At 35.9% G+C, this 22,745-nt stretch carries 18 protein-coding genes and 1 tRNA gene; 8 read left to right on the top strand and 11 right to left on the bottom strand.

Annotated features, from left to right (window positions below; translation table 11 throughout):
- Positions 1-236 precede the first annotated feature (236 nt).
- The gene (locus BMY56_RS10850) at positions 237-1,259 is read left to right on the top strand and encodes a nucleoside hydrolase (RefSeq protein ID WP_218144561.1); all 1,023 of its coding nucleotides are present in this window, start codon (positions 237-239) and stop codon (positions 1,257-1,259) included.
- Here BMY56_RS10850 and BMY56_RS10845 read toward each other — a convergent pair.
- From BMY56_RS10845 to BMY56_RS10835, 3 genes are all read right to left on the bottom strand, one after another.
- The gene (locus BMY56_RS10845) at positions 1,256-2,236 is read right to left on the bottom strand and encodes a Gfo/Idh/MocA family protein (RefSeq protein WP_091623864.1); all 981 of its coding nucleotides are present in this window, start codon (positions 2,234-2,236) and stop codon (positions 1,256-1,258) included. The two genes, BMY56_RS10850 and BMY56_RS10845, sit on opposite strands and share 4 nt — an antisense overlap.
- Before the next feature lie 152 nt (positions 2,237-2,388).
- Positions 2,389-2,820, bottom strand: a complete 432-nt coding sequence (locus BMY56_RS10840) for a BLUF domain-containing protein (protein ID WP_091623861.1) — start codon at positions 2,818-2,820, stop codon at positions 2,389-2,391.
- A gap of 95 nt (positions 2,821-2,915) precedes the next feature.
- The gene (locus BMY56_RS10835) at positions 2,916-4,592 is read right to left on the bottom strand and encodes a sulfatase family protein (protein ID WP_091623858.1); all 1,677 of its coding nucleotides are present in this window, start codon (positions 4,590-4,592) and stop codon (positions 2,916-2,918) included.
- A 222-nt stretch (positions 4,593-4,814) separates the two neighbouring features.
- Between BMY56_RS10835 and BMY56_RS10830 the strand changes: the two genes are divergently transcribed.
- Positions 4,815-5,687, top strand: a complete 873-nt coding sequence (locus BMY56_RS10830) for a DUF808 domain-containing protein (protein ID WP_091623855.1) — start codon at positions 4,815-4,817, stop codon at positions 5,685-5,687.
- Between the two features lie 139 nt (positions 5,688-5,826).
- Here the strand turns inward: BMY56_RS10830 and BMY56_RS10825 are convergent.
- The 4 genes from BMY56_RS10825 to dnaE form a co-directional block, all read right to left on the bottom strand.
- Positions 5,827-5,900: transfer RNA gene (locus BMY56_RS10825), tRNA-Asp, on the bottom strand.
- 71 nt (positions 5,901-5,971) lie between these two features.
- Positions 5,972-6,901, bottom strand: coding sequence for a DUF58 domain-containing protein (locus tag BMY56_RS10820; protein ID WP_091623852.1), 930 nt, complete (start codon positions 6,899-6,901; stop codon positions 5,972-5,974).
- Positions 6,902-7,026: 125 nt separating this feature from the next.
- On the bottom strand, positions 7,027-7,344 hold the full coding sequence (trxA, locus tag BMY56_RS10815; RefSeq protein WP_091623850.1) for a thioredoxin: 318 nt from the start codon (positions 7,342-7,344) through the stop codon (positions 7,027-7,029).
- A gap of 236 nt (positions 7,345-7,580) precedes the next feature.
- Positions 7,581-11,966 (bottom strand): DNA polymerase III subunit alpha, encoded by a 4,386-nt coding sequence (gene dnaE / locus BMY56_RS10810; protein ID WP_091623847.1) that lies wholly within the window; start codon positions 11,964-11,966, stop codon positions 7,581-7,583.
- 390 nt (positions 11,967-12,356) lie between these two features.
- Between dnaE and BMY56_RS10805 the strand changes: the two genes are divergently transcribed.
- Together BMY56_RS10805 and rimM are read left to right on the top strand one after the other, a co-directional pair.
- Entirely contained in the window at positions 12,357-12,944 is a 588-nt protein-coding gene (locus tag BMY56_RS10805) for a 30S ribosomal protein S16 (protein WP_091623844.1), read from the top strand.
- A gap of 13 nt (positions 12,945-12,957) precedes the next feature.
- The gene (rimM, locus tag BMY56_RS10800) at positions 12,958-13,485 is read left to right on the top strand and encodes a ribosome maturation factor RimM (RefSeq protein WP_091623841.1); all 528 of its coding nucleotides are present in this window, start codon (positions 12,958-12,960) and stop codon (positions 13,483-13,485) included.
- Here rimM and BMY56_RS10795 read toward each other — a convergent pair.
- Both BMY56_RS10795 and BMY56_RS10790 read right to left on the bottom strand, forming a co-directional pair.
- On the bottom strand, positions 13,482-14,528 hold the full coding sequence (locus BMY56_RS10795) for a sugar phosphate isomerase/epimerase family protein (RefSeq protein WP_091624470.1): 1,047 nt from the start codon (positions 14,526-14,528) through the stop codon (positions 13,482-13,484). The genes rimM and BMY56_RS10795 overlap by 4 nt on opposite strands.
- Before the next feature lie 37 nt (positions 14,529-14,565).
- Positions 14,566-17,331: a DUF7133 domain-containing protein gene (locus tag BMY56_RS10790; RefSeq protein WP_091623839.1), complete on the bottom strand. Its 2,766-nt coding sequence runs from the start codon at positions 17,329-17,331 to the stop codon at positions 14,566-14,568.
- Between the two features lie 123 nt (positions 17,332-17,454).
- On the opposite strand from BMY56_RS10790, the gene BMY56_RS10785 reads away from it, so the two are divergent.
- Complete coding sequence (locus BMY56_RS10785; protein WP_091623836.1) at positions 17,455-18,888, top strand: sulfatase family protein; 1,434 nt, start codon at positions 17,455-17,457, stop codon at positions 18,886-18,888.
- Between the two features lie 77 nt (positions 18,889-18,965).
- Here BMY56_RS10785 and BMY56_RS10780 read toward each other — a convergent pair whose 3' ends face one another.
- Together BMY56_RS10780 and BMY56_RS10775 are read right to left on the bottom strand one after the other, a co-directional pair.
- Complete coding sequence (locus tag BMY56_RS10780) at positions 18,966-19,322, bottom strand: hypothetical protein (protein ID WP_091623834.1); 357 nt, start codon at positions 19,320-19,322, stop codon at positions 18,966-18,968.
- Positions 19,323-19,397: 75 nt separating this feature from the next.
- Positions 19,398-19,817 (bottom strand): carbohydrate-binding family 9-like protein, encoded by a 420-nt coding sequence (locus tag BMY56_RS10775; RefSeq protein ID WP_091623831.1) that lies wholly within the window; start codon positions 19,815-19,817, stop codon positions 19,398-19,400.
- A gap of 582 nt (positions 19,818-20,399) precedes the next feature.
- Between BMY56_RS10775 and BMY56_RS10770 the strand changes: the two genes are divergently transcribed.
- The 3 genes from BMY56_RS10770 to BMY56_RS10760 are packed head-to-tail and all read left to right on the top strand — an operon-like array spanning position 20,400 to position 22,729.
- Positions 20,400-21,269, top strand: coding sequence for a sensor histidine kinase (locus BMY56_RS10770; RefSeq protein ID WP_245737198.1), 870 nt, complete (start codon positions 20,400-20,402; stop codon positions 21,267-21,269).
- The gene (locus BMY56_RS10765; RefSeq protein WP_091623824.1) at positions 21,266-21,979 is read left to right on the top strand and encodes a LytR/AlgR family response regulator transcription factor; all 714 of its coding nucleotides are present in this window, start codon (positions 21,266-21,268) and stop codon (positions 21,977-21,979) included. The genes BMY56_RS10770 and BMY56_RS10765 overlap by 4 nt, the downstream gene beginning before the upstream one ends.
- A gap of 39 nt (positions 21,980-22,018) precedes the next feature.
- Positions 22,019-22,729, top strand: a complete 711-nt coding sequence (locus tag BMY56_RS10760; protein WP_079511808.1) for a tRNA1(Val) (adenine(37)-N6)-methyltransferase — start codon at positions 22,019-22,021, stop codon at positions 22,727-22,729.
- Positions 22,730-22,745: the final 16 nt, after the last annotated feature.

Here is a 22,745-nt window from a genome sequence, read left to right as displayed (position 1 = left end):
AATTAGTTTTCTATTGTCTCAATATGTAACAATAATACATTTATTATTTTAAATATTAACTATGTGTTAATTAAAAACAATCTTTTGGACGCGTAATAGAATACAAAAAGCTAATGATATAATGGGAATTATTTTAGGAATGTGTGTATTCTTCTGTTGTTTTATATCGCAACATAACTAGATAGAAGAACATATTATCTATAAAAAACCTAAATTTAGGAGCTAATCCGAATCTTATGAAATCTATATTCCTTTGCTTCCTTATGACTTTTTCGAGCTTAAGTTTTTCGCAACAAGATGGTTTGTCAGAATTAAATGCGTTGGTAAAACCGCGTATGCGGGTAATTATAGATAATGATTTAGGAGGTGATCCAGACGGACTTTTTCAATTAGCGCATCATTTAATGTCTCCATCCGTAGAAATACGCGGAGTTATTGCTTCTCATTTATATGAACAAGGTTTTGGGGCCCCAGGAACTTCTGAGTATGCGAAAGAGAAGGCGCTAGAGATACTAAAAATTTTAAAGTTAGAAAACTCAATACCGGTATATACTGACAAAAGTGAAAGTATGACCGATGTTAAGAAACCTATAGATAGTGATGCTGTGCAGGCAATTATTAAAGAGGCAATGCGAACCGATACCGATTTACCACTTTATGTAGTTTGTGGTGGTGGTTTAACCAATATCGCAAGCGCTTATTTGTTAGAACCTAAAATTGCATATAAAATAACTTTAGTTTGGATTGGTGGGCCAGAATATACAGACATTGCCATACCACCACCAGGATATACCACCTTAGAATACAATTTGGGTATTGATATAAAAGCTGCTCAGGTCATTTTCAACACCTCTAACATTAAGTTATGGCAAGTGCCTAGAAATGTATACAGGCAACCAATAATGTCTGACGCAGAACTTTTAACACGAGTTAAAGGTAAGGGTCAATTGGGTAACCATTTATATGGTGTAATGGCAGAAGCTTTTAGTAAATTGAATAAATGGAATATACCAATTGGTGAAGTCTATATTTATGGCGATAATCCCTTAGTATTATTAACAGCTAATCAGTCTTCTTTTGAGCCAGACCCATCATCGAGTACGTATGTTATTAAACAATCGCCAAAAATTAATGATGCTGGAGTTTATGAAACGAACTTAAACGGAAGAATGATTCGGGTGTATCAACAATTAGATAACCGATTATTGTTCGAAGATTTTTATGCTAAATTAGAGTTGTTTTCGACACAGAAAAATTAAGTATTACGCCCACTTAACTTCTCTAATAGTTCCATGACCAATAATCCATCTTCGGCGGGGCAAGGGTTTTCACCTTTATTTAAAAAATAATCTACTGTCGATTTTATCATTGGTTCTTGAACATGTTTTGGGTTATGAAATGAAAAGGTTTCTATACCTTCAGTAGTGGTTAGTATAACCTCGCTACCAAAAAAAGAAAACTCGATGTTGCCCTCTGTACCATAAATGATGCATTGGTCTTTTTTATTTAAGGTAGAGGTATTGAAACTCCATAGACCACGAAATTGAATTCCATTTTCGAAAGCCATAATACCGTTTACAACATCCTCTACCAACGAATTTTTTTGTGATGTATATGAAAGCCCACGAACAGTCTTTATCGGTCCGAAATAATGAATCATCAAATCGATTTGATGCGGTGCTAAATCGTAAAAATAACCACCTCCGGATATTTGAGGGTTTATACGCCAACTCTCTTCTGTATCTGCGACTATATTCGTTTTATTAGGTTGTAGTATTTGAATATCGACATGCGTAACCTCACCAATTTTTTGGTCTCTTAAGAGCTCTTTTACTTTTAAAAAGGAAGGTAGTTTTCTTCGGTAATGAGCTATGGTAAGCTTGCTAGTACTCTTTTCTATAGCATCACATATTTGTTTGGCTTGTGTAACATTTAAAGCCATCGGTTTTTCAAGATACACGTGTTTACCAGCCTGAATCGCCTGTAATGCATATTTTAAATGTGTAGATGGGGGAGTGGCAACATAAACGGCATTGATGTCATTGCTATTTAAAATGTCGCGGGCATTAGTAGACCAATGTGGAACATGATGTCTGACAGCAAAACTTTTAGCTTTTTCAGCATCTCGGCGCATGACCGATACTAAGTTGGAGTTCTCGACCCGCTGAAAAGCTGGGCCACTTTTTACTTCTGCAACTTCGCCACAGCCAATTATACCCCAATTGATTAGTGCCATACCAGCTAATTATAGATTAAACCAAATATAATGAACATTAAGTTTTAGCCATCATATGGGTAGCATTCTTTGATAGCTATCACAAAGGGTAATTAATAAAGCTATTAGGCCTGTAGTGGTTTAAAAAAGGGATATATACTTTGTTTGAATAGTTAAGCTTGGACACTTACCGATAATTCATCCATCAATCTAAACAATTGACTTTTTGATGATGCACTGAGCGTTAAATTATTTTCTTTAAATAATGTCAATGTTTTAATAATGGTTGTTTCAACGACACTATTGTTGAACATTACTTCTGCGATGCTTTTCATACCCCAATCTGGAAATCTTCTGTCATCTAAGCTATTTTCTTCAATGGCCATAATAAACCGATGTCTTGGGTCTGTTTTTATCGTATTGATTAATTCATTGATATATTGCTCATCTCCTTCAACATATTGTAGAAAATGTTTGTCTTTATAATATAAATACCCACTTATTCCTTTAGCCTTATTCTTTAGAGTAGAAGAAAAAGAGAGTTCTTTTAGTTCTTGGGCCGTAAATGTATGTAGGGCTTCGCTAATGTATAAGACTGTTTTCATGCTAAGGATTTACTTATAATTATTAAACTAAATTATTCGAAATTTATTTTAATATCGCATGCCTTGAATAAGCTATAGCGGAAAATCTAAAGCCTCTAGTTATTCTCACTGCGTTTTTTGACAATCTCACCTAGCTTCTCTTTATTGACTCCGAAAATGCCATTTTTCTCTACATCGTCCATAAAGGTATTTATGTATTTTTGGTTTAATTCATCACTGTCACCATACTTTTTTCTTACTTCTTCTAACTCTTTATGTAGTTTCTCTTTAATAGAAGCATAAGCAGGGTTATCATATTCATTCGTTAATTCTTTAGGGTCTTTTATTCGGTCTATCAATTCCCAATGATCCAAGTCAAAATAGTAATGAATTAATTTGTATTCTTTGGTGATAATAGCATAATGCCTATTAACCATATGTTCTGCTGGATATTCGTAATAATGATAGTAAACCGCTTCACGATTCCAGTCTTCCATTTTACCGGTAAGAATAGGTATAAGGCTTTCTCCTTGCATATCTGATGGTTGTTCTACACCGGCTGCATCTAAAAATGTTTGTGCGAAATCTAAATTCTGAACCATTTCATCTGATGTTGTACCAGGCTTTACTTTGTTGGGCCATGCGACCAAAAGCGGAGTTTTAAACGATTCATCATACACAAAACGCTTATCGAACCAACCATGTTCGCCCAAATAAAATCCTTGGTCAGAGGTGTAAACGATGATGGTATTTTCCATTAAATCATTCTCTTCTAAATAATCTAAAACCCTACCTACATTTTCATCGACCGATTTAATGGTGCCTAGATAATCTTGCATATAGCGTTGGTACCTCCATTTCATTTTGTCTTCATCGCTGAGTGAAGAGTAGTTTGTTTTAAAATCTTCATTTATTTTATCGTACTGAGCTCTAAATTTGAGCATTTGCTCAGCATCCATTCGACCGACCGAATTTTCAAATCTTCGTTTATCGATGCCTATTTCTGGTTCGTTCATTTCATCGATGGTTTCAGGGTAAATTTTATTATCTCCTGTCCAGCTTAAATGTTTTAAAATACTCATTTCAGCCTCTGCCGCAGCTGGGCGACCCTCATATGTATCGAACAGTGTTGCAGGTTCTGGAAAGGTTTTATTGGTGAATTCTTCCATATGCCGCTCGGCCATTAACCAAGAACGGTGTGGTGCTTTGTGTAAATACATTAATAAAAAAGGATCTTCTGGTTTGCGTTCGGTCTTTAGCCAGTCTAAAGTCATATCGGTAATGATATCTGTCACATACCCTTTCACATTGATTTCACCTTCATTTTTTGTGATGAAATCTGGATTGTAATAGGCACCCTGACCTGGTAGAATTTTGAATTGGTCAAATCCTTTAGGGTTATTTCCAAAGTGGAGTTTCCCGAACATTGCTGTTTGGTAGCCTGCCTTTTGAAGAATCTGTGGGAAGGTCACATTGGTGGTATCGAAAGGAAAATGATTGTCAATTTTACCATTGATGTGAGAATGCTTTCCAGTAAGAATTACGGCTCTAGAGGGTGCGCAAATTGAATTCGTGACACTTGAATTGGTAAACAACATTCCCATTTTTGCAATGCGATCAATGTTCGGTGTTTCAATTAAACTATTGTCGTATGCAGAAATTGCCTGATATGCATGGTCGTCAGACATTATGAAAACAATGTTGGGTCTAGTTTGTAGAATTTCTTCTTTTTTAGGGTTACATCCTATGCATAGAAGAGAAGTAATTCCTATTAGGTAGATGAAATTTTTCATAAAAGGTCTTAGTTGTTTAATTAGAAAATCAAGGTACATAAAATAGGGCAATCTTTATCGATTCGTATTTTTTGATATGTTACGTTTTTTGTATTGATCTTAGAAATTTCTATAATCAAAATATATAGTAAGACTCTATAAATCTGTCTTGAGTTACCATTTGTACGGATAGAATTCTAAAATATGATTAGGATAAATTATTTTTGAAAAAAATACAAGACTATGGCTTCAGGATTTTTTGCGATTTTAGATGATGTAGCAGCACTGTTAGATGATGTTGCGGCGATGAGTAAAATTGCAACTAAAAAAACAGCAGGTATACTTGGCGATGATTTAGCGGTAAATGCAGAGAAAGCCTCGGGTTTTGTTTCTAAACGAGAGTTGCCTGTGTTGTGGGCCATTACCAAAGGATCTCTTCTCAATAAAATTATAATTCTACCTATAGCGTTTTTATTAAGTGCCTTTTTACCCTGGGCAGTAACGGTGGTTTTGGTTTTAGGCGGAGTCTACCTAGCTTTCGAAGGTGCCGAAAAAATTTACGAATTTTTTGTGCCTCATGAGCATGCCCATGCTATTGTTGAAATGGAAGAAATAAGCAAAGAGGAAATTTTGGAAATGGAAAAGACAAAGGTAAAATCGGCTATAGTAACCGATTTTATTCTGAGTATAGAAATTGTAATCATTGCTTTGGGCTCAGTGATTAAAGAACCTTTAGAAATACAAATTGCTGTAGTTTCTGTGGTAGCATTATTAGCAACAGTTGGTGTTTACGGTATTGTGGCCCTTATTGTTCGTATGGATGAATTCGGATTTAGATTAATTAACCTCAACAAAGAAGAGGACAGTATCTCAGATAAAATAGGGCACTTTTTTGTGAATGCGCTGCCTAAGGTAATTAAAGCGCTTTCGGTAATTGGAACAATTGCCTTGCTACTAGTTTCTGGCGGCATTTTTGTTCACAACATTGATTTTTTTCACCATCTTTTGCCTAATGTTCCAGGTATACTAGTTGAATTTATTATAGGCTTGGCTATTGGTTTTATAGCGCTATTGTTATTTATGGCCTTTAAGAAGGTATTTTTTAAAACTACCTAGAGTTACATTGTTTTTGACAAAGTGATTTAATACAAGTTCAATAAGGATGTATAGCCACTTTTTTAATCAAGTTATTTGGTGTTATTCCTAAGAAATTTTTATAAACGAAAAAAGCTCTCAATTTCTTGAGAGCTTCTTGCGGTCTGGACGGGACTCGAACCCGCGACCCCCTGCGTGACAGGCAGGTATTCTAACCAACTGAACTACCAGACCGTGGCGTTTAGCGAGTGCAAATATATGTTGTTTATTGAATTGCACAAACATTTTCTTTAAATTTTTTTAGACTAAAGAAATTTATTTCGCTCAACTAAGAACGTGTTAAGCACGGTAGAGAAATCACTTTGAATGTCAATATCCACATATTTAATTTTATATTGAGCGCATTTCATCTTAATATCAGTGATATAGCTGCTAATTTGCTCATGGTAGGCATCTTTTATATTGTCTGCATAAAGGTCTAAATGCTCACCTGTTTCAACATCAATAAATCGTTTTGGAGTATTTTCAAAATTGAAAAATAATTCATGTTGCTTGTCCATTGGGTGAAAAAGGACCACATCATGCTTATTATATTTCAAGTGTCGTAGTGCTTCGAACAATTCTGCGTCATCTTTTTCGCTTTGAAACATGTCGGTAAACAAGAAAATTAGACTACGACGTTTTATATTTTCTGCAATTTGATGTAGATAAGTATAGGTTTTAGTTTCTTTTGGTGGATTCTTTGTTTTACCAATCTCACTTAATTGCGCCAATAACATTTGAAAATGACGTTCGCTTCCCTTTTCTGGGGCATAGTAATTATAACTATCAGAATAGATACTTAAACCAACGGCATCTCGCTGTCTTTTAAGCACGTTCATCAAAGCTGCTATGGCTAACACACTAAACCCTATCTTATTTAATGAATCGATACTTAGATTTTCAACTTCAGGATAATACATAGATGCAGAATTATCTAAAATCATGTGACACCTGAGGTTGGTTTCTTCCTCGTACCGCTTTGTATATAGTTTATCGGTCTTTGCAAATAGTTTCCAATCGATATGCTTGGTGCTCTCCCCGTTATTGTAGATTTTGTGTTCTGCGAATTCTGCAGAAAACCCATGAAACGGGCTTCTGTGAATGCCACTAATAAACCCTTCTACTACTTGATTAGCAAGAAGTTCAAGATTAGAGAATAATGATGATTTATTTAATTCTGATTGTAAGTTCACGAGATTAAAGATAGTAATTGCCCCCTACCTTCCAAAGGTTGAACTGCTAAGATTTAGGTAAAAAAAAAGAGGATGTCTAAACTAGTCATCCTCTTTTTTAAAAAATTATATTTTATATAAACAGCTTATAAAGCAGCGTCAATAGCATCTGTGTAAACTTTCTTAGGTGAAACACCTACTTGTCTACTTACAATTTCACCATCTTTAAATACCAAAACGGTTGGTATGTTGCGTACACCGTACTTTGCAGCGAATTCTTGATTTGCATCAACATCTACTTTACCTACAACAGCTTTGCCTTCGTATTCAGTGCTTACTTCGTCAATAATAGGACCAACCATTCTACAAGGACCACACCATGCTGCCCAAAAATCTACTACTACTGGTTTATCGCTTTTTAAAACTACCTCGTCAAAAGTAGCATCTGTTATTTCTAATGCCATCTTATTTACTTTTATTGATTATGCAAATTTAGTCAATTATTCTTCCGATTCCTTACGAGGTCACGATTCGTTTTAACTATAAAGGTATCAAGCTAATTTATCAATTTATCTAGCTAGTTTTCATGTATCCAAAGCTAAATTTAAGTCATAATATAGTTATTTGTTTAGTGTTAATAGAACTATGTTGTTAACGATATAACGACTGAGTAAAGTATGGTTGTTATGATTGAGTTTATTTAATTCAATTTGTAATGTACATTTTGCTCTTCAAGCTGATGTAATAATTCGGATGAGATTTGCACTTTTTGTCTTCTACTCGATAAATTGACTTTTATTTTTTCTTCCATCTCATACACTATAAAATTAATAGGATGCTCTCCTTTATGATTTACAAGCGTGTCTTTCAGCTGTAATACTTTGCTTTCCTGTAATTCGGTGATGTCTAATTTTATGGTCAATTTACGTGCATAGGTTTCCATAACCTCTTGCAGCATCATAAAACTGTTGAATTGCATTCTTGGGTCACCTTTCTTGCCAGTATCTTTATTTGCCCACCCCTCACGAACGAATAGTTTCACATAAGCGAAAGAATTGATCATTAGAAAATGGCGAAATTTTAAATATTCTTCTCCAAAAATCCTGAATTCAAATGAGTCAGTATAATCTTCCATGGTAAATGCCGCCCATCCTTTTCCATTTTTTGAAACTCTATGCTGAACATCGGTTATAACGCCTGCGAACGTGAGTTCTCTATTCACATAACTAGGTAAGTCGGTAGCACAGGCAACATTGGCATTACAGAAGGATTTTATTTCTGTTTTAAAATCATCTAACGGATGACCAGAAATGTAGATACCAACCACCTCTTTTTCCCTACGTAATTTTTCCATCGTTCCCCATTCCTCGCAAGGTGGTACCATAGGTTCTGGAATTTGCACTTCACTGGCATCGCCAAATAAACTTACTTGTGCCGAGTTTTCGTTTTCTTGAAACTTTGCTCCGTATTTAATAACCTTTTCCAAAAAGGTAATTCCGTCGCCTTCATCGTGAAAATATTGTGCTCTATGTGAGGTGCCAAAAGAATCGAAACCACCGGCAACAGCTAAATTTTCAAAAGCTTTTTTATTCGCAGCTCTAAGATCTATACGTTTCGTAAGGTCAAATACCGATTTAAATGAACCATCTTCTTGGCGATTTTTAACAATAGTCTCTACAGCTGAACGGCCTACACCTTTTACGGCGCCCATACCAAAACGAACTGCCCCTTGTTTGTTTACTGCAAATTTGTAATACGATTCATTCACATCTGGCCCGAGAACATCTAAGCCCATACGCTTACATTCCTCCATAAAGAATGTTACTTGCTTAATATCGTTCATGTTGTTACTCAATACCGCTGCCATATATTCGGCTGGGTAGTGGGCCTTTAAATAAGCGGTCTGATATGCGATATATGCGTAGCAGGTAGAGTGACTTTTATTGAAGGCATAGGCAGCAAAGGCTTCCCAATCTTTCCAGATTTTCTCTAAAACTTCTGTAGGGTGCCCATTTGCAGCGCCACCTTCTAAAAACTGGGGTTTCATTTTTTGCAGTACCGCAAAGATTTTTTTACCCATCGCTTTTCGTAAAACATCGGCATCACCTTTAGAGAAGCCTGCCAATTTTTGCGACAAAAGCATCACTTGCTCTTGGTATACGGTTATCCCGTAAGTTTCTTTTAGGTATTCTTCCATGTCTGGAAGGTCATAGGCGATTTCTTCATTACCGTTTTTACGGGCAATGAAACTTGGAATATATTCCATCGGACCAGGGCGATACAAGGCATTCATTGCAATAAGGTCATCAAAAACGGAAGGCTTCAAATCCTTCATGTGTTTTTGCATCCCGGGAGATTCATATTGAAAAACCCCTACCGTTTCTCCTCGTTGGAAAAGTGCATAGGTCTTTTCATCATCCAACGGAAAATCATCGGGCACCAAATCAATACCATGTTTTGCCTTTACAATTTTTACGGTATCCTTGATTAAGGTCAAGGTTTTTAATCCCAAAAAGTCCATTTTCAGCAAGCCAGCACTTTCAACAACGGAGTTATCGAATTGGGTTACATATAAATCGGAATCTTTAGCCGTAGCAACGGGTACGAAATCGGTAATGTCACTAGGTGTAATAATCACCCCACAGGCATGAATACCAGTGTTACGTACAGAACCTTCTAATATTCTGGCCATTTTAAGGGTCTGGCCTTCTAGGTCATCACCGTCATGTATGTTTAAAAGCTGATGTATTTTTTCTAAATCATCTGCCCTAAATTTCTTCTTTAAGTCGGCCTCACTTTGTCCAAAAATTTTGCTCAATTTGGACATGGTAGGGATTAGCTTGGCTATTCTATCGGAATCACTCAAGGGTAAATCAAGTACACGAGCCGTATCTCTAATTGAAGATTTGGCGGCCATGGTACCATACGTGATAATCTGCGCTACTTGGTTAGCGCCATATTTTTTGATTACATAGTCCATTACCCTACTACGGCCTTCGTCATCAAAGTCAATATCAATATCGGGCATGGACACACGATCCGGATTCAAGAAACGCTCAAAAAGCAAATCATATTTAAGGGGGTCAATATTGGTAATTTTCAAGCAATAGGCTACTACAGAACCAGCTGCCGAGCCACGACCTGGACCAACGGAGACATCCATATTTCGTGCTTCGCGGATAAAATCTTCCGTAATCAAAAAATATCCGGGGTATCCTGAGTTTCGAATCGTATCCAATTCAAAATCGATACGTTCCCTTATTTCTGATGTAATTTCTGGATATCGTTTCTTGGCGCCTTCATAAGTGATATGCCTTAAATAGGCATTTTCACCACGGTTTCCTCCGTCTACAGCATCTTCAGGGTCTTTATATTCTTCTGGTATATCAAAAACGGGTAACAGTACATCACGAGCCAATTCATAGGGTTCGATTTTATTAAGAATTTCTGATATGTTTAAAATAGCATCGGGTAGATCCTTAAAGAGATCTTTCATCTCATTTTGAGACTTGAAATAGTACTCTTGATTCGGTAAGCCGTATCTGTATCCTCTTCCACGACCAATTGGCGTAGCTTGTTTTTCACCGTCTTTTACGCAAAGTAGAACATCATGTGCATTGGCATCTTCTTTGGCGCAATAATAGGTGTTGTTGGTAGCAACCAGTTTTACCTCGTGTTTTTTGGCAAATTCAAGTAATACTTTATTGACTCTTTCTTCATCTTCCTGGCCATGGCGCATCAATTCCATATACAGGTCGTCACCAAATTCCTGTTTCCACCATAAAAGGGCTTCTTCAGCTTGATGTTCACCGACATTCAATACTTTACCTGGTACTTCACCATATAAGTTACCGGTCAATACAATGATATCTTCTTTGTATTGTTGAATCACTTTTTTATCGATACGCGGTACGTAGTAAAATCCATCCGTATAGGCGATAGAAGACATTTTAGCCAAATTGTGATATCCCTTTTTATTCTTGGCGAGTAGTACTATTTGGTATCCGTAATCTTTAACGCTTTTATTCTTGTGGTCTTCACAGACAAAGAATTCGCAACCTATAATTGGTTTTACTTCTTTTGCCGTAGGTTCCTCACCTTTTTCAACTGCCTCTGCATTTTTGGTTTGAACAGATTTGTTGTAGGCACCTATTTCCTTTACGAAATGGAATGCGCCCATCATATTGGCGTGATCCGTAATAGCCACAGCTGGCATTTCTGCATCACCAGCGGCTTTTACTAAATCTTTTACGGCAATGGTAGATTGTAATACCGAAAACTGTGAGTGGTTATGAAGATGGGCAAAGGTCGCATCTTCTAAGGTCTTTATATTTTCTTTTAACTCTTCTTTAGAAACACCACCAGTATCTTTCGCCCAAAGGGCATCTGCAATTTTCTTAGAAGCTTTTTTAAGGTTGATGTGCTTAAGGCCGATGAGTTCAATTTCTTTCGGATTAGCTTCCGAGAAATTTTTGAAATAATCAGGTTGAACATCTAATTGCTCGGTAGAGTATTGTTGTTTTCTGACCAATTCCAAAAAACATCGGGTTGTAGCCTCAACATCTGCCGTTGCATTGTGTGCTTCCCCAAAAGGTTCTCCGAATAAATACTGATGTAATTCTGTGAGGGTCGGCAATTTGAATTTACCGCCACGACCACCAGGTATTTGACACAATTTAGCCGTGTGTTCTGTACAGGTATCTAAAACAGGAAGTTCTTGCAGTGGGTTTTCAACACTCAACCGATGAAATTCTGCACCCATAATGTTGAGGTCGAACTTTACATTCTGTCCAACAATAAATTTAGTTTTGGACATTGCGATATTGAACTTCTCTAAAACTTCTGCTAACTGAATACCTTTTTGTTCTGCCAACTCGGTCGAGATACCGTGAATTTGCTCCGCATCGAACGGAATTGTAAAACCATCTGGCTTCACCAAATAATCTTGATGCTCTATCAACTTACCCATGTCATCATGCAATTGCCAAGCAATCTGTATGCAACGTGGCCAATTGTCCGTGTCAGTATAGAGAGCATTCCAATTTTTAGGAAGACCGGTGGTTTCGGTATCAAAGATGAGGTACATAGCGAATTTTATGAGTGTTCAATGCGGCCAGTTCAGCGAACTAAAAAGTGCCCATAAAATTACTAAAAAGTAAGGTGTTGAGAAAGGGGAGTTGCTAAGAGTTATTAACCGAAGAAATCGATTCTATGACTATTGGTTATATATTTTAAATGTATACCAGAGTTTATATAGCTTATTAATGGGATTAAGCAAATTACTAGAAGTACTCGTTTATGTTCGATTTCACTCATTTATTTACCTGTTATAAATAGTGAAGTTCATTGCTATTTAAATAACTGTAAATCTTAATTGTGTATTAACTAAAATCAAGTATATTTGCAACCGCTTAAGAGTAAACGAAATAAAAAGAATTAATAATCAAGGGTCGGGCACCCTACAAATTAATGTGATATGCCAGTAAAAATTAGATTACAAAGACACGGTAAAAAAGGAAAACCATTCTATTGGGTAGTTGCTGCAGATGCAAGAGCTAAAAGAGATGGTAAATTTTTAGAGAAATTAGGTATCTACAATCCAAATACAAACCCTGCAACAATTGAACTTGATATTGATAGTTCGGTAAAATGGTTGCAAAACGGTGCACAACCTACAGATACTGCAAAAGCTATTCTTTCTTATAGAGGTGTACTTTTAAAGCATCATTTATTAGGTGGTGTTCGTAAAGGTGCTTTAACAGAAGAACAAGCTGAAGAAAAATTCAATACTTGGGTTTCTGAAAAAGAACAAGCTATCGCTGATAAAGTAGGTGGTTTAGATAAAGTTAAAGCTGACGCTAGAGCTGCAGCATTTAAAGCGGAGAAAGAAGTAAATGAGAAGCGTGCTGCTGAAGCTGCTGCTGCATTACTTCCTGAAGTTCAAGAAGGCGAAAGCGCTGAAGCTGAGGTAGAAGCTGTTGAAGCTGCTGGTGAGCCAGAACAAGTTGTTGAAGCTGCAGATGCAACTCCAGAAGCTCCTGCTGCTGAAGAAGATAAAGCATAATTTATAAGAAACGATGCAAAAGGAAGATTGTTTCTACCTAGGTAATATCGTTTCAAAATATAGTTTCAAAGGTGAGGTGCTAGTAAAACTAGATACCGATGACCCCGAGATATACGAAAACATGGAATCAGTATTCGTTTCTTTAGGAAACAATCTGGTTCCATTTTTTATTAAAAGATGTCGCCTTCATAAATCTAATCTACTCCGTATAGATTTTGAAGAAGTAAAATCAGAATCTGATGCAGATCGCATTATGAAAGCTGGTCTCTATCTACCATTAACAAAATTACCAAAGCTAACAGGGAATAAATTTTATTATCATGAGGTAATAGGTTTCACGGTTATAGATTCTGTACATGGTGATATTGGTGTCATAGAAAGTGTAAACGATACTACTGCACAAGCTTTGTTCGAAATACAAAAAGAGGACAAACAATTATTGATTCCTATAAACGATGATATTGTTACTAAGATAGATCGTGAAAATAATACGGTTTTCGTCAAAACACCTGAAGGTTTGGTGGATTTGTATCTTAATTAACTTTCCAAAGCATTTTTAGCATAGGCTAGACATTTCTTAACCTCTTGCACCGCATCGGACCCTTCTGGAATATCATATTCTAATTCAATAGTTACAGGAAAAGTATATTTATTGTCGCGCATTAATTGCAGTACTTCAACAATAGGAGTGTCACCGGTTCCCCATAACACATTTCCCTTATCATGCTCAGGAGTTTGCCTATCTTTTAAATGCATGCTCTTGATATGGCTATGTTTTTCCCTTACAATTTCTAAAGGTGCTTCGTTTCCTGCAGCTACAAAATGGCCTAAATCTAGATTTAAAGCATTGTGGCTAGATTGCTCCAAAGCGGTATCCCAAAAGGTTGGAGTTTGCTGTTCATGACCATGGTATGCTACAAAAACATCATGTTTTTCAGCCATTTGACCCAATTTCAACGTGTGTGCGTCATCACTAGGGTGTTCTAAAGTTACGTGGCTAGCACCTAAAGCTTTAGCTGCTTTCATGCCCCAATTGATTTCTTCGTCAGTATTGTCTTTTCCAAAAGCATTCGGTTTAAAAGCATAAATGCTAACACCAGCATCATTATACATTTTACGAAGCGCTATAAACTTGTCCATCGAGACTGTTGCACGCCAAGCCGCAACGGTTTTATTATATGACTCTAATTTCGATTGCATTACCATAAATTCCTTTTCCTCTTCATCATTCAGTTCATTATTTCTTTTACGTCTCATTAGACCATAAAAAGTTCTTCTGTCTACCGGACTCTCTGGTTTTCCTGCATATTGTTCTGCAGGGTCTCCCATAAGTTCTACTGCATTTATTCCTGTGTCTAAAATATTGTGTAAAGTTGCTTCAGCGCTTTGGTCTGGCATACTTCTAAAAGAGTAGGTGATAAGACCCATTTGAACACCGTTAATCTTCGAATTAAGTTGTGGTGTAAAACTCAGAAAACTACGTGCTCCAAAAACTGAAGGGCCTAATAGTGTTGTGCCGGCAATGAGCGCTGTTGTTTTTTTAAGAAAAGACCTTCGTTGTTGAATTGATTTTTTTGTTTTCATGATGATAGGTTTTGGTGCTGTAAAAAATGTAATTAGTTTATTTAGATAGTTCGTTTTTGGTGTTAAGAACATATAATTTTAACTGTCTTATGCGCCATGGTATTTCATTCTCATCTTTTACTGTAGAAGTCAATTTAAATTTCAGGAATTTTGTTAAAACCGGATTGAAATCTAATTTAAAATCTTGATCTGATCCTTCACCATTATCCAATACTTCCCAATTTTCTCCATCCTTTGAAGTTGATATTTCATAAGAATTTGCAAACGTTTGTAATGGTGGTGGTGATCCTTCTCTCCAACCTCTTGAAATTGGAGGGGAATTGAATTGTATACCTGTAAGCGATAAAGCAATTGGAAATTCAATTTGAAACCACATTCCTTCCTTTTGATTTTCTCCGGTAGTCCATCCTTCAAAATTAAATGCACTTTTTGGCGAAGCGGTTCCTCCAATTCGATTCGGAGCTGTGTGACTTGCCGTAATCTTCCAATCAGGTTGTAGTGGTAAAGAAGTAGGTACGGAGTGTATCAATTCAGGATATCTATACGTTCCTTTTTGGTTAACAGTTTTATCCCTTACTTCGGCTACATATTCGCTCGTTACCGTTGAAGCTTCGTTTGATAGGTTATTTCTAATATAAGATGCGATTGCTGCAACCCATTCATCAGATTGTTCTTTATTGCCCACCATAATACCAGCCGCATACGTTTTACCATCTATAGGGCCTTCTAGACCGTGTAGAATAGTTTTAATAATATATTCTGGATGTTCTTGAACGCGTATGGATCCAGATAAAGGTGGGGCCATTACGGTTCCATTTCCTAAAGGAGTTCCTGTGCCATCGTTGCCGTGGCATTGCACACATAGTTCATTGAATATAATTTTGCCTTTTTCTAAACTCTTTTGTTGTACCTCACTTAAGAGAACTTCATTTCGATTCCAACGATTTTCTTGTTTTGTTGGCGTTAATATTTGAGAACCTACTGTTTGTATTCCTTTTGCCTGATTGGTTTTTACAATCTTGGAAAGTGCTTTTTGATAATCTGGTATCTCTAGTAATTTAACGGTTAACATGGCTTGTAGGGCTACATCTATATTGTCATCTTCCAATAATTTTAAATAGGAAATTGCTAGACTTTTATTCCCAGTTTTATACAACGTTTCGCTGCCGCGGATTGCTTGTATTCTTATTTTAGGATTAGGGTCTTGAAAAAGTGTTTCCAATAGGTCTGGGTGTAGTGCTCCAAGCCCCTCTAGACACCAAATTGCATGAGTTCTTGCTAATTGGTTTTTACTGGATAACGCTACCTTTCGTAGCGCTGGTGCTGTACTCTGATCACGTGAAAGAACAATTAATTGTTGTGCCTTGTCTCGCCACCAACCATTCGGGTGTTCCAAATATGTAATCAATTCCAAAGGTGTTTTATCGAACATTTTTGGTTGGGTCTTATCACGTTCCTTACTATCATGGGTAATTCGCCATATTCTGCCTAGTCCAATCACTTTGTCCAATTGGTATTGTTCTATTTTTGTTCTAAGATAAGTGCCTTTTTGTGCCCATTGTCCTTCTTGAATAATACCATGATACATATCGGTAATATATAGGGTGCCATCGGGTGCGGTGGTCATGTCTACCGGTCTGAATAAAGGATCAGTAGAACGAAGAAATTCAGATTGTTCATCTTGATAGGCATTGTGTAAGGTGGTTAAACCTTCAAATACGACCGGATTAATTTGTCTTACGATTCTCGCAACAGGTTCGCCATAAAAATACTGACCATATAATTCCGATGGTAAACGATCACCACGGTAAACATCGTTACCTGCTGAACCGGTGACACTGTTCAATGATCCATCTTCCGCTCTTATTTGATCCATACCTCCTTGCATGTCGGCAATTTTAACAGCAGCGCCATAGGGTACTTTAAACCCTTCTGCCAACTCGTTTTCAATAGTGTAATTTCCATAATGAATGGGAAATTGAAAATGAGATGGTACACCGCTAGCACCTCCTTGAAACCATAATTTTCCATCATCATCATGTGTTACGCCCCATTGTGCTCTATTATAGCCCGTTTTTTCCCTTATCACTCCATTTGGTGTTTCTTTAACTCTAAATGCATTTACCGTGCTGTAAAGCCAATTATCCATTCCATAATACATGAATGCTTGTTGATGTTCAACATTGCCAGACCTACCGTATTTATTGGTAAAAAATTCCTTTTTATCGGCTATACCATCGCCAGTGGTATCTGTATATTTATACACATTGTCGGTATCTGATTCCATAGTTAAAATACAATCCTTACCGTATGGCAATACAAACCGCGGAAAAATTAAACTATCAACAAATACGGTTCCTGTTTCATAGATGCCATCATTGTCTTTATCCTCCCATCTAGAGATTCTGCTTTTTGGGTCTAAAGTACCATCAGAATCTGCTGATAACATATACGTTCTTAATTCTAATACATACATTCTGCCGTTTCCATCAAAAGAAATGGCGCCTGGTTGTTCAATTTGGGGTTCTGTTAGAATAGGTTCTATGTGATACCCTTCAGGCAATAAAAACTTTGTTGCTTCTTGTTCTGGGTAAAGTGGAAGTACTGGAGATTTTGGTTCAAGGTCAATTCCTGCCCAATCTTCATTTTCTGGGTCTACATCTTCTGGAAGCGTTAAAACAGGAAGTGAATCTGACATCGAGTTAATAACAACATCTACTGGTTTGGGAGTAGTATTTTCCCGTTTACAACTAAAAAGCAAATGAGAACCGATAATAAGACTTAAAAACAAGGTATATTTCATAGAAGATATTAATGAAGTAATTAAGAATGAGATGAATTTCTAATCTTGAAATTATGAAATTTTACATTGATTTATTAGTATATAAAGTAGAATCTGCATATTTGTTCCATAGAATCACATTTTATGAATTCAAAAGTTATTTATATCCTATTTTTAACGCTATTTTTTTATCAAAATAGTAAAGGTCAAGAATCTATAAAGCAACTTTATTCATCACCGAATATCATATTAATTCTTACCGATGATCAGGGTTACAATGATGTGGGTGTATTTGGGGCGGAAGATATTTCGACGCCCAATCTTGACCAAATGGCTAAAGATGGAGCAAAACTCACAAATTTTTACGCTGCTCAAGCGGTTTGCTCTGCTTCACGAGCTGCTATTCTAACAGGTAGTTATCCTAATCGTATAGGGATACATAATGCTCTTATGCCAAATAGTAAGAAAGGACTTAACCCTAAAGAGACTACCCTTGCAGAAATGCTAAAAAATAAAGGTTATGCTACAGCAATATTTGGTAAGTGGCATTTAGGTGATGCGGAAGAGTTTATGCCTACTAAGCAAGGTTTTGACGAATATTTCGGAATACCGTATTCTAACGATATGTGGCCATTGCATCCTCAGCAAGGTCCAATATTTGATTTTGGTGCTTTACCATTATATGAGAACGAGAAAGTAATCGATACCCTGACAGATCAGACAAACTTAACAACATTGATTACCCAGCACAGTGTTGATTTTATTGAACGGAATAAGGATAATCCATTTTTCTTATATGTTCCGCATCCTCAACCTCATGTTCCTCTTTTCGTTTCCGATAAGTTTAAAGGCAAGTCGAATAGAGGTCTTTATGGTGATGTGATTATGGAGCTAGATTGGTCGGTTGGTGAAATTATAAAGTCCGTAGAGAAAAATGGCTTAACCGAGAACACAATTATAATTTTTACATCAGATAATGGACCATGGCTGGCATATGGTAATCATTCAGGTAGTGCATATCCTTTTAGAGAAGGGAAAGGTACCGGGTGGGAAGGTGGCCAACGTGAACCTTTTATAATTAAGTATCCGAAAGAAATTGAAGCAGGGGTTACAATAGACGCTCCTTTAATGGCCATAGATATTTTTCCATCCCTCGCAGAGGTAACAAACTCTGAACTTCCTGATGAGGTAATAGATGGTAAAAGCGCTTGGAGTTTATTGACGGGTAAAACAAATGAAAGTCCGCAAGAAGCTTATTTCTTTTATTACCGAGTTAATGAGTTATTCGGAGTGCGATATGGAAAATGGAAGTTATATTTTCCACACACGTATAGAACAATGAATGGTCAAACACCTGGAAAGGACGGCTTGCCAGGTGAATATAAAATGGTTGATTTAAAGCAAATTGAATTGTATGATTTAGAATCAGATGCTAGTGAAATAAATAATGTGGCTGCAAGCAATGCTAAAGTAATTGCCACAATCAAGAAACTAGCAGATGATATGCGTACAAGGCTAGGGGACTCTTTAATGGGTATGGAAGGTCTAGAAAATAGGGCGCCCGGAATTAAAGAGTGATTTATCAATTATGGATATAATAAATTAGTACTTCTGTATTTCGAAAAACTGAAGTTCATCATCATTATTCACTACCATTACATAATCTTTTTGACATCTTTGGCGGCATAAAATCCTATTTTAGAACCTCGTTTTGCTGTAAAGTAACCCTTACCATCACCTAAGAGAAGAACACCTGTTCCTGCGTCGTTTCTAGGTGTTTCTATTTCTGAAACATATAGATTGCCAATTGCCAAAACATCAAGCGCACCATCGTCGTTAAAATCCCTTATAAGCATTTCGTTAAGGTTCGATAGTTGTGCCATATTGGGTAAATATTTTACTTTAAAAGTACCAGCACCTATATTTTCCATATAAACAGGAGCAAATGTATCTGTGCGGTAATGAAGCGAATGGTTTAGCTTTTCTTCTCCGTAGACATCTTCTATTTCCATGAAGGCGAAAGCATCATATTTTTCAATTTTTTTCTTTATATCTGGTATTTGCTAAGATGAGCATGAGAAGCCCCGCTATGGGTAATGCTTCTCTTTATTATATAAACCCAATACGATATCGCTATTTCCGTTTGCGTCAAAATCATTATTGTAAAAAATAATAGTATCCTTTTGTTTTAATGTAGCCCAGACATGTGGTTCTTTCAATTCAGCAAAAAAGTATAGGTAGCTTTCATCCCAAATCATTTTTACTTTAGTGGTATAGATAGGCTTTTTGCAACCTTCAATATCTATAAAATTATTCGTCCACTTAGCTTTATTCCAAGAAGATTCATCCATTTTTCCGTCAATAATTAAAGTTTCGCTAGTCTTTTGAGCAACATAGGTTTGAGGTGTATTTTGGGCCAATAGAGAGATGCTCCCTATATACAAAAGAAACAATACAATTGCCACGGTCTTTTTTGTCTTTATCGAGTTGTATTCAAAAATTGCCATACCTCAATTGGTTGGTTATGTTGATTTTTTTTAGATACTAAATAAAACTTTCGAGATATGCGTGAAAATAAATTTCACTTTTGGTTCGATATAATTTTAATTTATTTGGCTGAATTCGTGGAAAATTATTGTAATCCTAAATTCATTAAAGTTAAAATTGTAGACTTGCAAATTGTTCCATTTTTAAATTGAATTTAAGCCTATTGTGGTTTTTAATTACTTTTAGCAACAAATAGCAATTTATTACATTTCATAATTTCCCTTGAATATTTTTAAAGTTAGCGAGTGTGGGAATAAATTTAGCTTAACAACTTCAGATTGATATCCAACGTCAATTATGGATATAAAAAGGAATGACTTTTATCTATGCATCATAAGATATTGAATTTTTTACGTAGGCCTAAATTTTTTGGTGACAATGATATTAAACCATTGCACCATGTTTTATTTTGGTCGGTTTATTTTGTGTTCAACACTTTTCGGTGGAGTTTTATTCACGATGATTTTTTACTTTCCTTCAGAACCAATTTAATAGGTTTTCCTATTCATATGTTTTTGGCTTATTTAAATGCGTATTATTTAATGCCAAAATTTATTTACACAAAAAAGTATGTTCAATATACCGCCTATATTCTTTTGGCATTGTTCATTATGCTTTTGTTTAAATACAATTTAACGTATTACTTGGTTAGCACAGATGTAATGCCCGAGGCGCCCGAGGCTGTAAATACGCTTACCGTCGGTTATGCTATTCAGACCATGATAGGCGAAGTATATGTTATTTCCTTTTTTACTGCTATAAAACTAACTATAGATTGGTTACGCGAAAGTAGTAAGCTTCACGATTTAGAAAAGCGCCAACTGAAAACCGAGTTGCGTTTTTTAAGGTCTCAGGTATCTCCTCATTTTTTCTTTAATACACTCAATAATATATACTCTTTAACCCTAGAGAAGTCGGATCAAGCACCTGAGGTTATTCTTAAATTATCTGAACTAATGCGGTATTTGTTGTACGCAACAAAGAAACAAAGACAAGATTTAACCAGTGAGATTAATTGTATTAAGAATTACATAGATTTGGAGCGTATTAGATTTGACGATAGTCTTAAGATAGAAATGAATATTTCAGGAGATCTTGACAATTGTAAAATGGCTCCTATGTTATTAATTCCTTTGGTGGAGAACTGTTTTAAACATGGTGCAAGTAAGAATATCGGTGAAATGAAAATTGATATCGATTTGCAAGTCATTGAAGGTTTTATGATTTTTAAGGTTTCAAATACAATACCTAACCCCCATAAGGAATTTCAGTATCCGGTAAAGTCGGGTGGTATTGGACTTTCTAATGTAAAAAAGCGTTTAGAACTTGGGTATGCTAAAAGCGATTATGAGCTATCTATCTTCGATGAGAATAAAATGTTTAATGTTATTTTAAAGCTTAAGGTAATATGATTTTGAAAGTGATTGTTGTAGATGATGAACCATTGGCGGTTAATGTAATTAAAAACTATATTCTTAGGGTAAAAGAGTTGCAATTAGAAGGAACATTTTCTAATGCCATGGATGCCTCTACTTTTTTAAGGGATAACCCTGTTGATATTATGTTTTTAGATATTAATATGCCTTACCTAAATGGGTTAGAATTTTTGAGCACACTTCATCAAAAACCTTTTGTGATTATGACAACGGCACATGAAGAACATGCCTTAAAAAGTTTTGAGCTCGAAGCAATAGATTATCTAGTAAAGCCAATATCCTTACCAAGATTTTTTAAATCTGTAGATAGAGTTATAGGGCTTAAACAAGGGGTGAATAAGATTGTTAATGACAAAGACGAAAAGCCTTCAATTTTTGTTAAGGTCGATAAGAAGAAATTACAGAAAATATTTCTAGATGAAATAATGGTGATAGAAAGTCTTAAAGATTATATCAGAATTATAACTCCCACGGCAAAGTACATTATTCATAAAACCTTAAGCAGTTTTACTGATGAATTGCCTGGCGATAATTTTATACGTATTCATAGGTCTTACACCATTGCTGTCGATAAGGTTAGTGTAGTTGAGGGTAATAGTGTTGAAATAGGCGGAATACGATATACTATTGGTAGAAGTTATTTAAACGATGCAAAGAGTAGAATTTTGAAAGATTTGAATGAGTAGTGATAGGATATTATCGGCCATTTTTAAAGTGATTCTCTAATGAGCGAGCTATTTCGATTTAAACAATTTGAAATCAACCAAGATCGTTGTGCTATGAAAATTGGTACGGATGGTGTTTTACTTGGCGCTTGGGCTGATATCAAAAATGCTGAATCTATATTGGATATTGGCGTAGGCACTGGCGTTATTGCTTTAATGCTCGCACAAAGAAGCAACGCTGAAGTCATAGATGCTATTGAAATAGATTCGAATGCGTATGAGCAATGTGTAGAGAATTTTGAAAATTCTTTATGGGGTGATAGACTTTATTGTTATCATGCTGGTTTAGATGAGTTTATTGAAGAAATTGAAGATTTATATGATGTAATTGTTTGTAACCCTCCTTTTTATACCGAAAGCGTTACTTCAGGTGATTTACAAAGAGATCAGGCTAGACAAAATGAATTTCTCCCTTTCAATGAACTACTAGAAGCGGTTTCAGTACTAATTTCTGAAAATGGAATCTTTAGTACTATAATACCTTTTAAGGAGAAAGATGATTTTATACGAATGGCTGCAACCTTTGATTTATTTCCCAGTCGTTGTTTGCATGTAAAAGGTAACCCTGCTGCAGAAGTAAAAAGGGTGTTGTTAGAGTTTACTAAGCTAGAAAAAGCATACGAGGTATTAGATTTAACCATTGAAAAAGAGAGACATGTGTATACAATGGATTACATTAAACTAACAAAAGATTTTTATTTAAAAATGTAACTATATGGTTGCATAA

Source organism: Maribacter orientalis (genome assembly GCF_900109345.1).
Lineage (GTDB): Bacteria > Bacteroidota > Bacteroidia > Flavobacteriales > Flavobacteriaceae > Maribacter > Maribacter orientalis.
The sequence above is the reverse complement of the archived record's forward strand: the minus strand, read 5'-3'. Positions and strand labels throughout refer to the sequence as shown.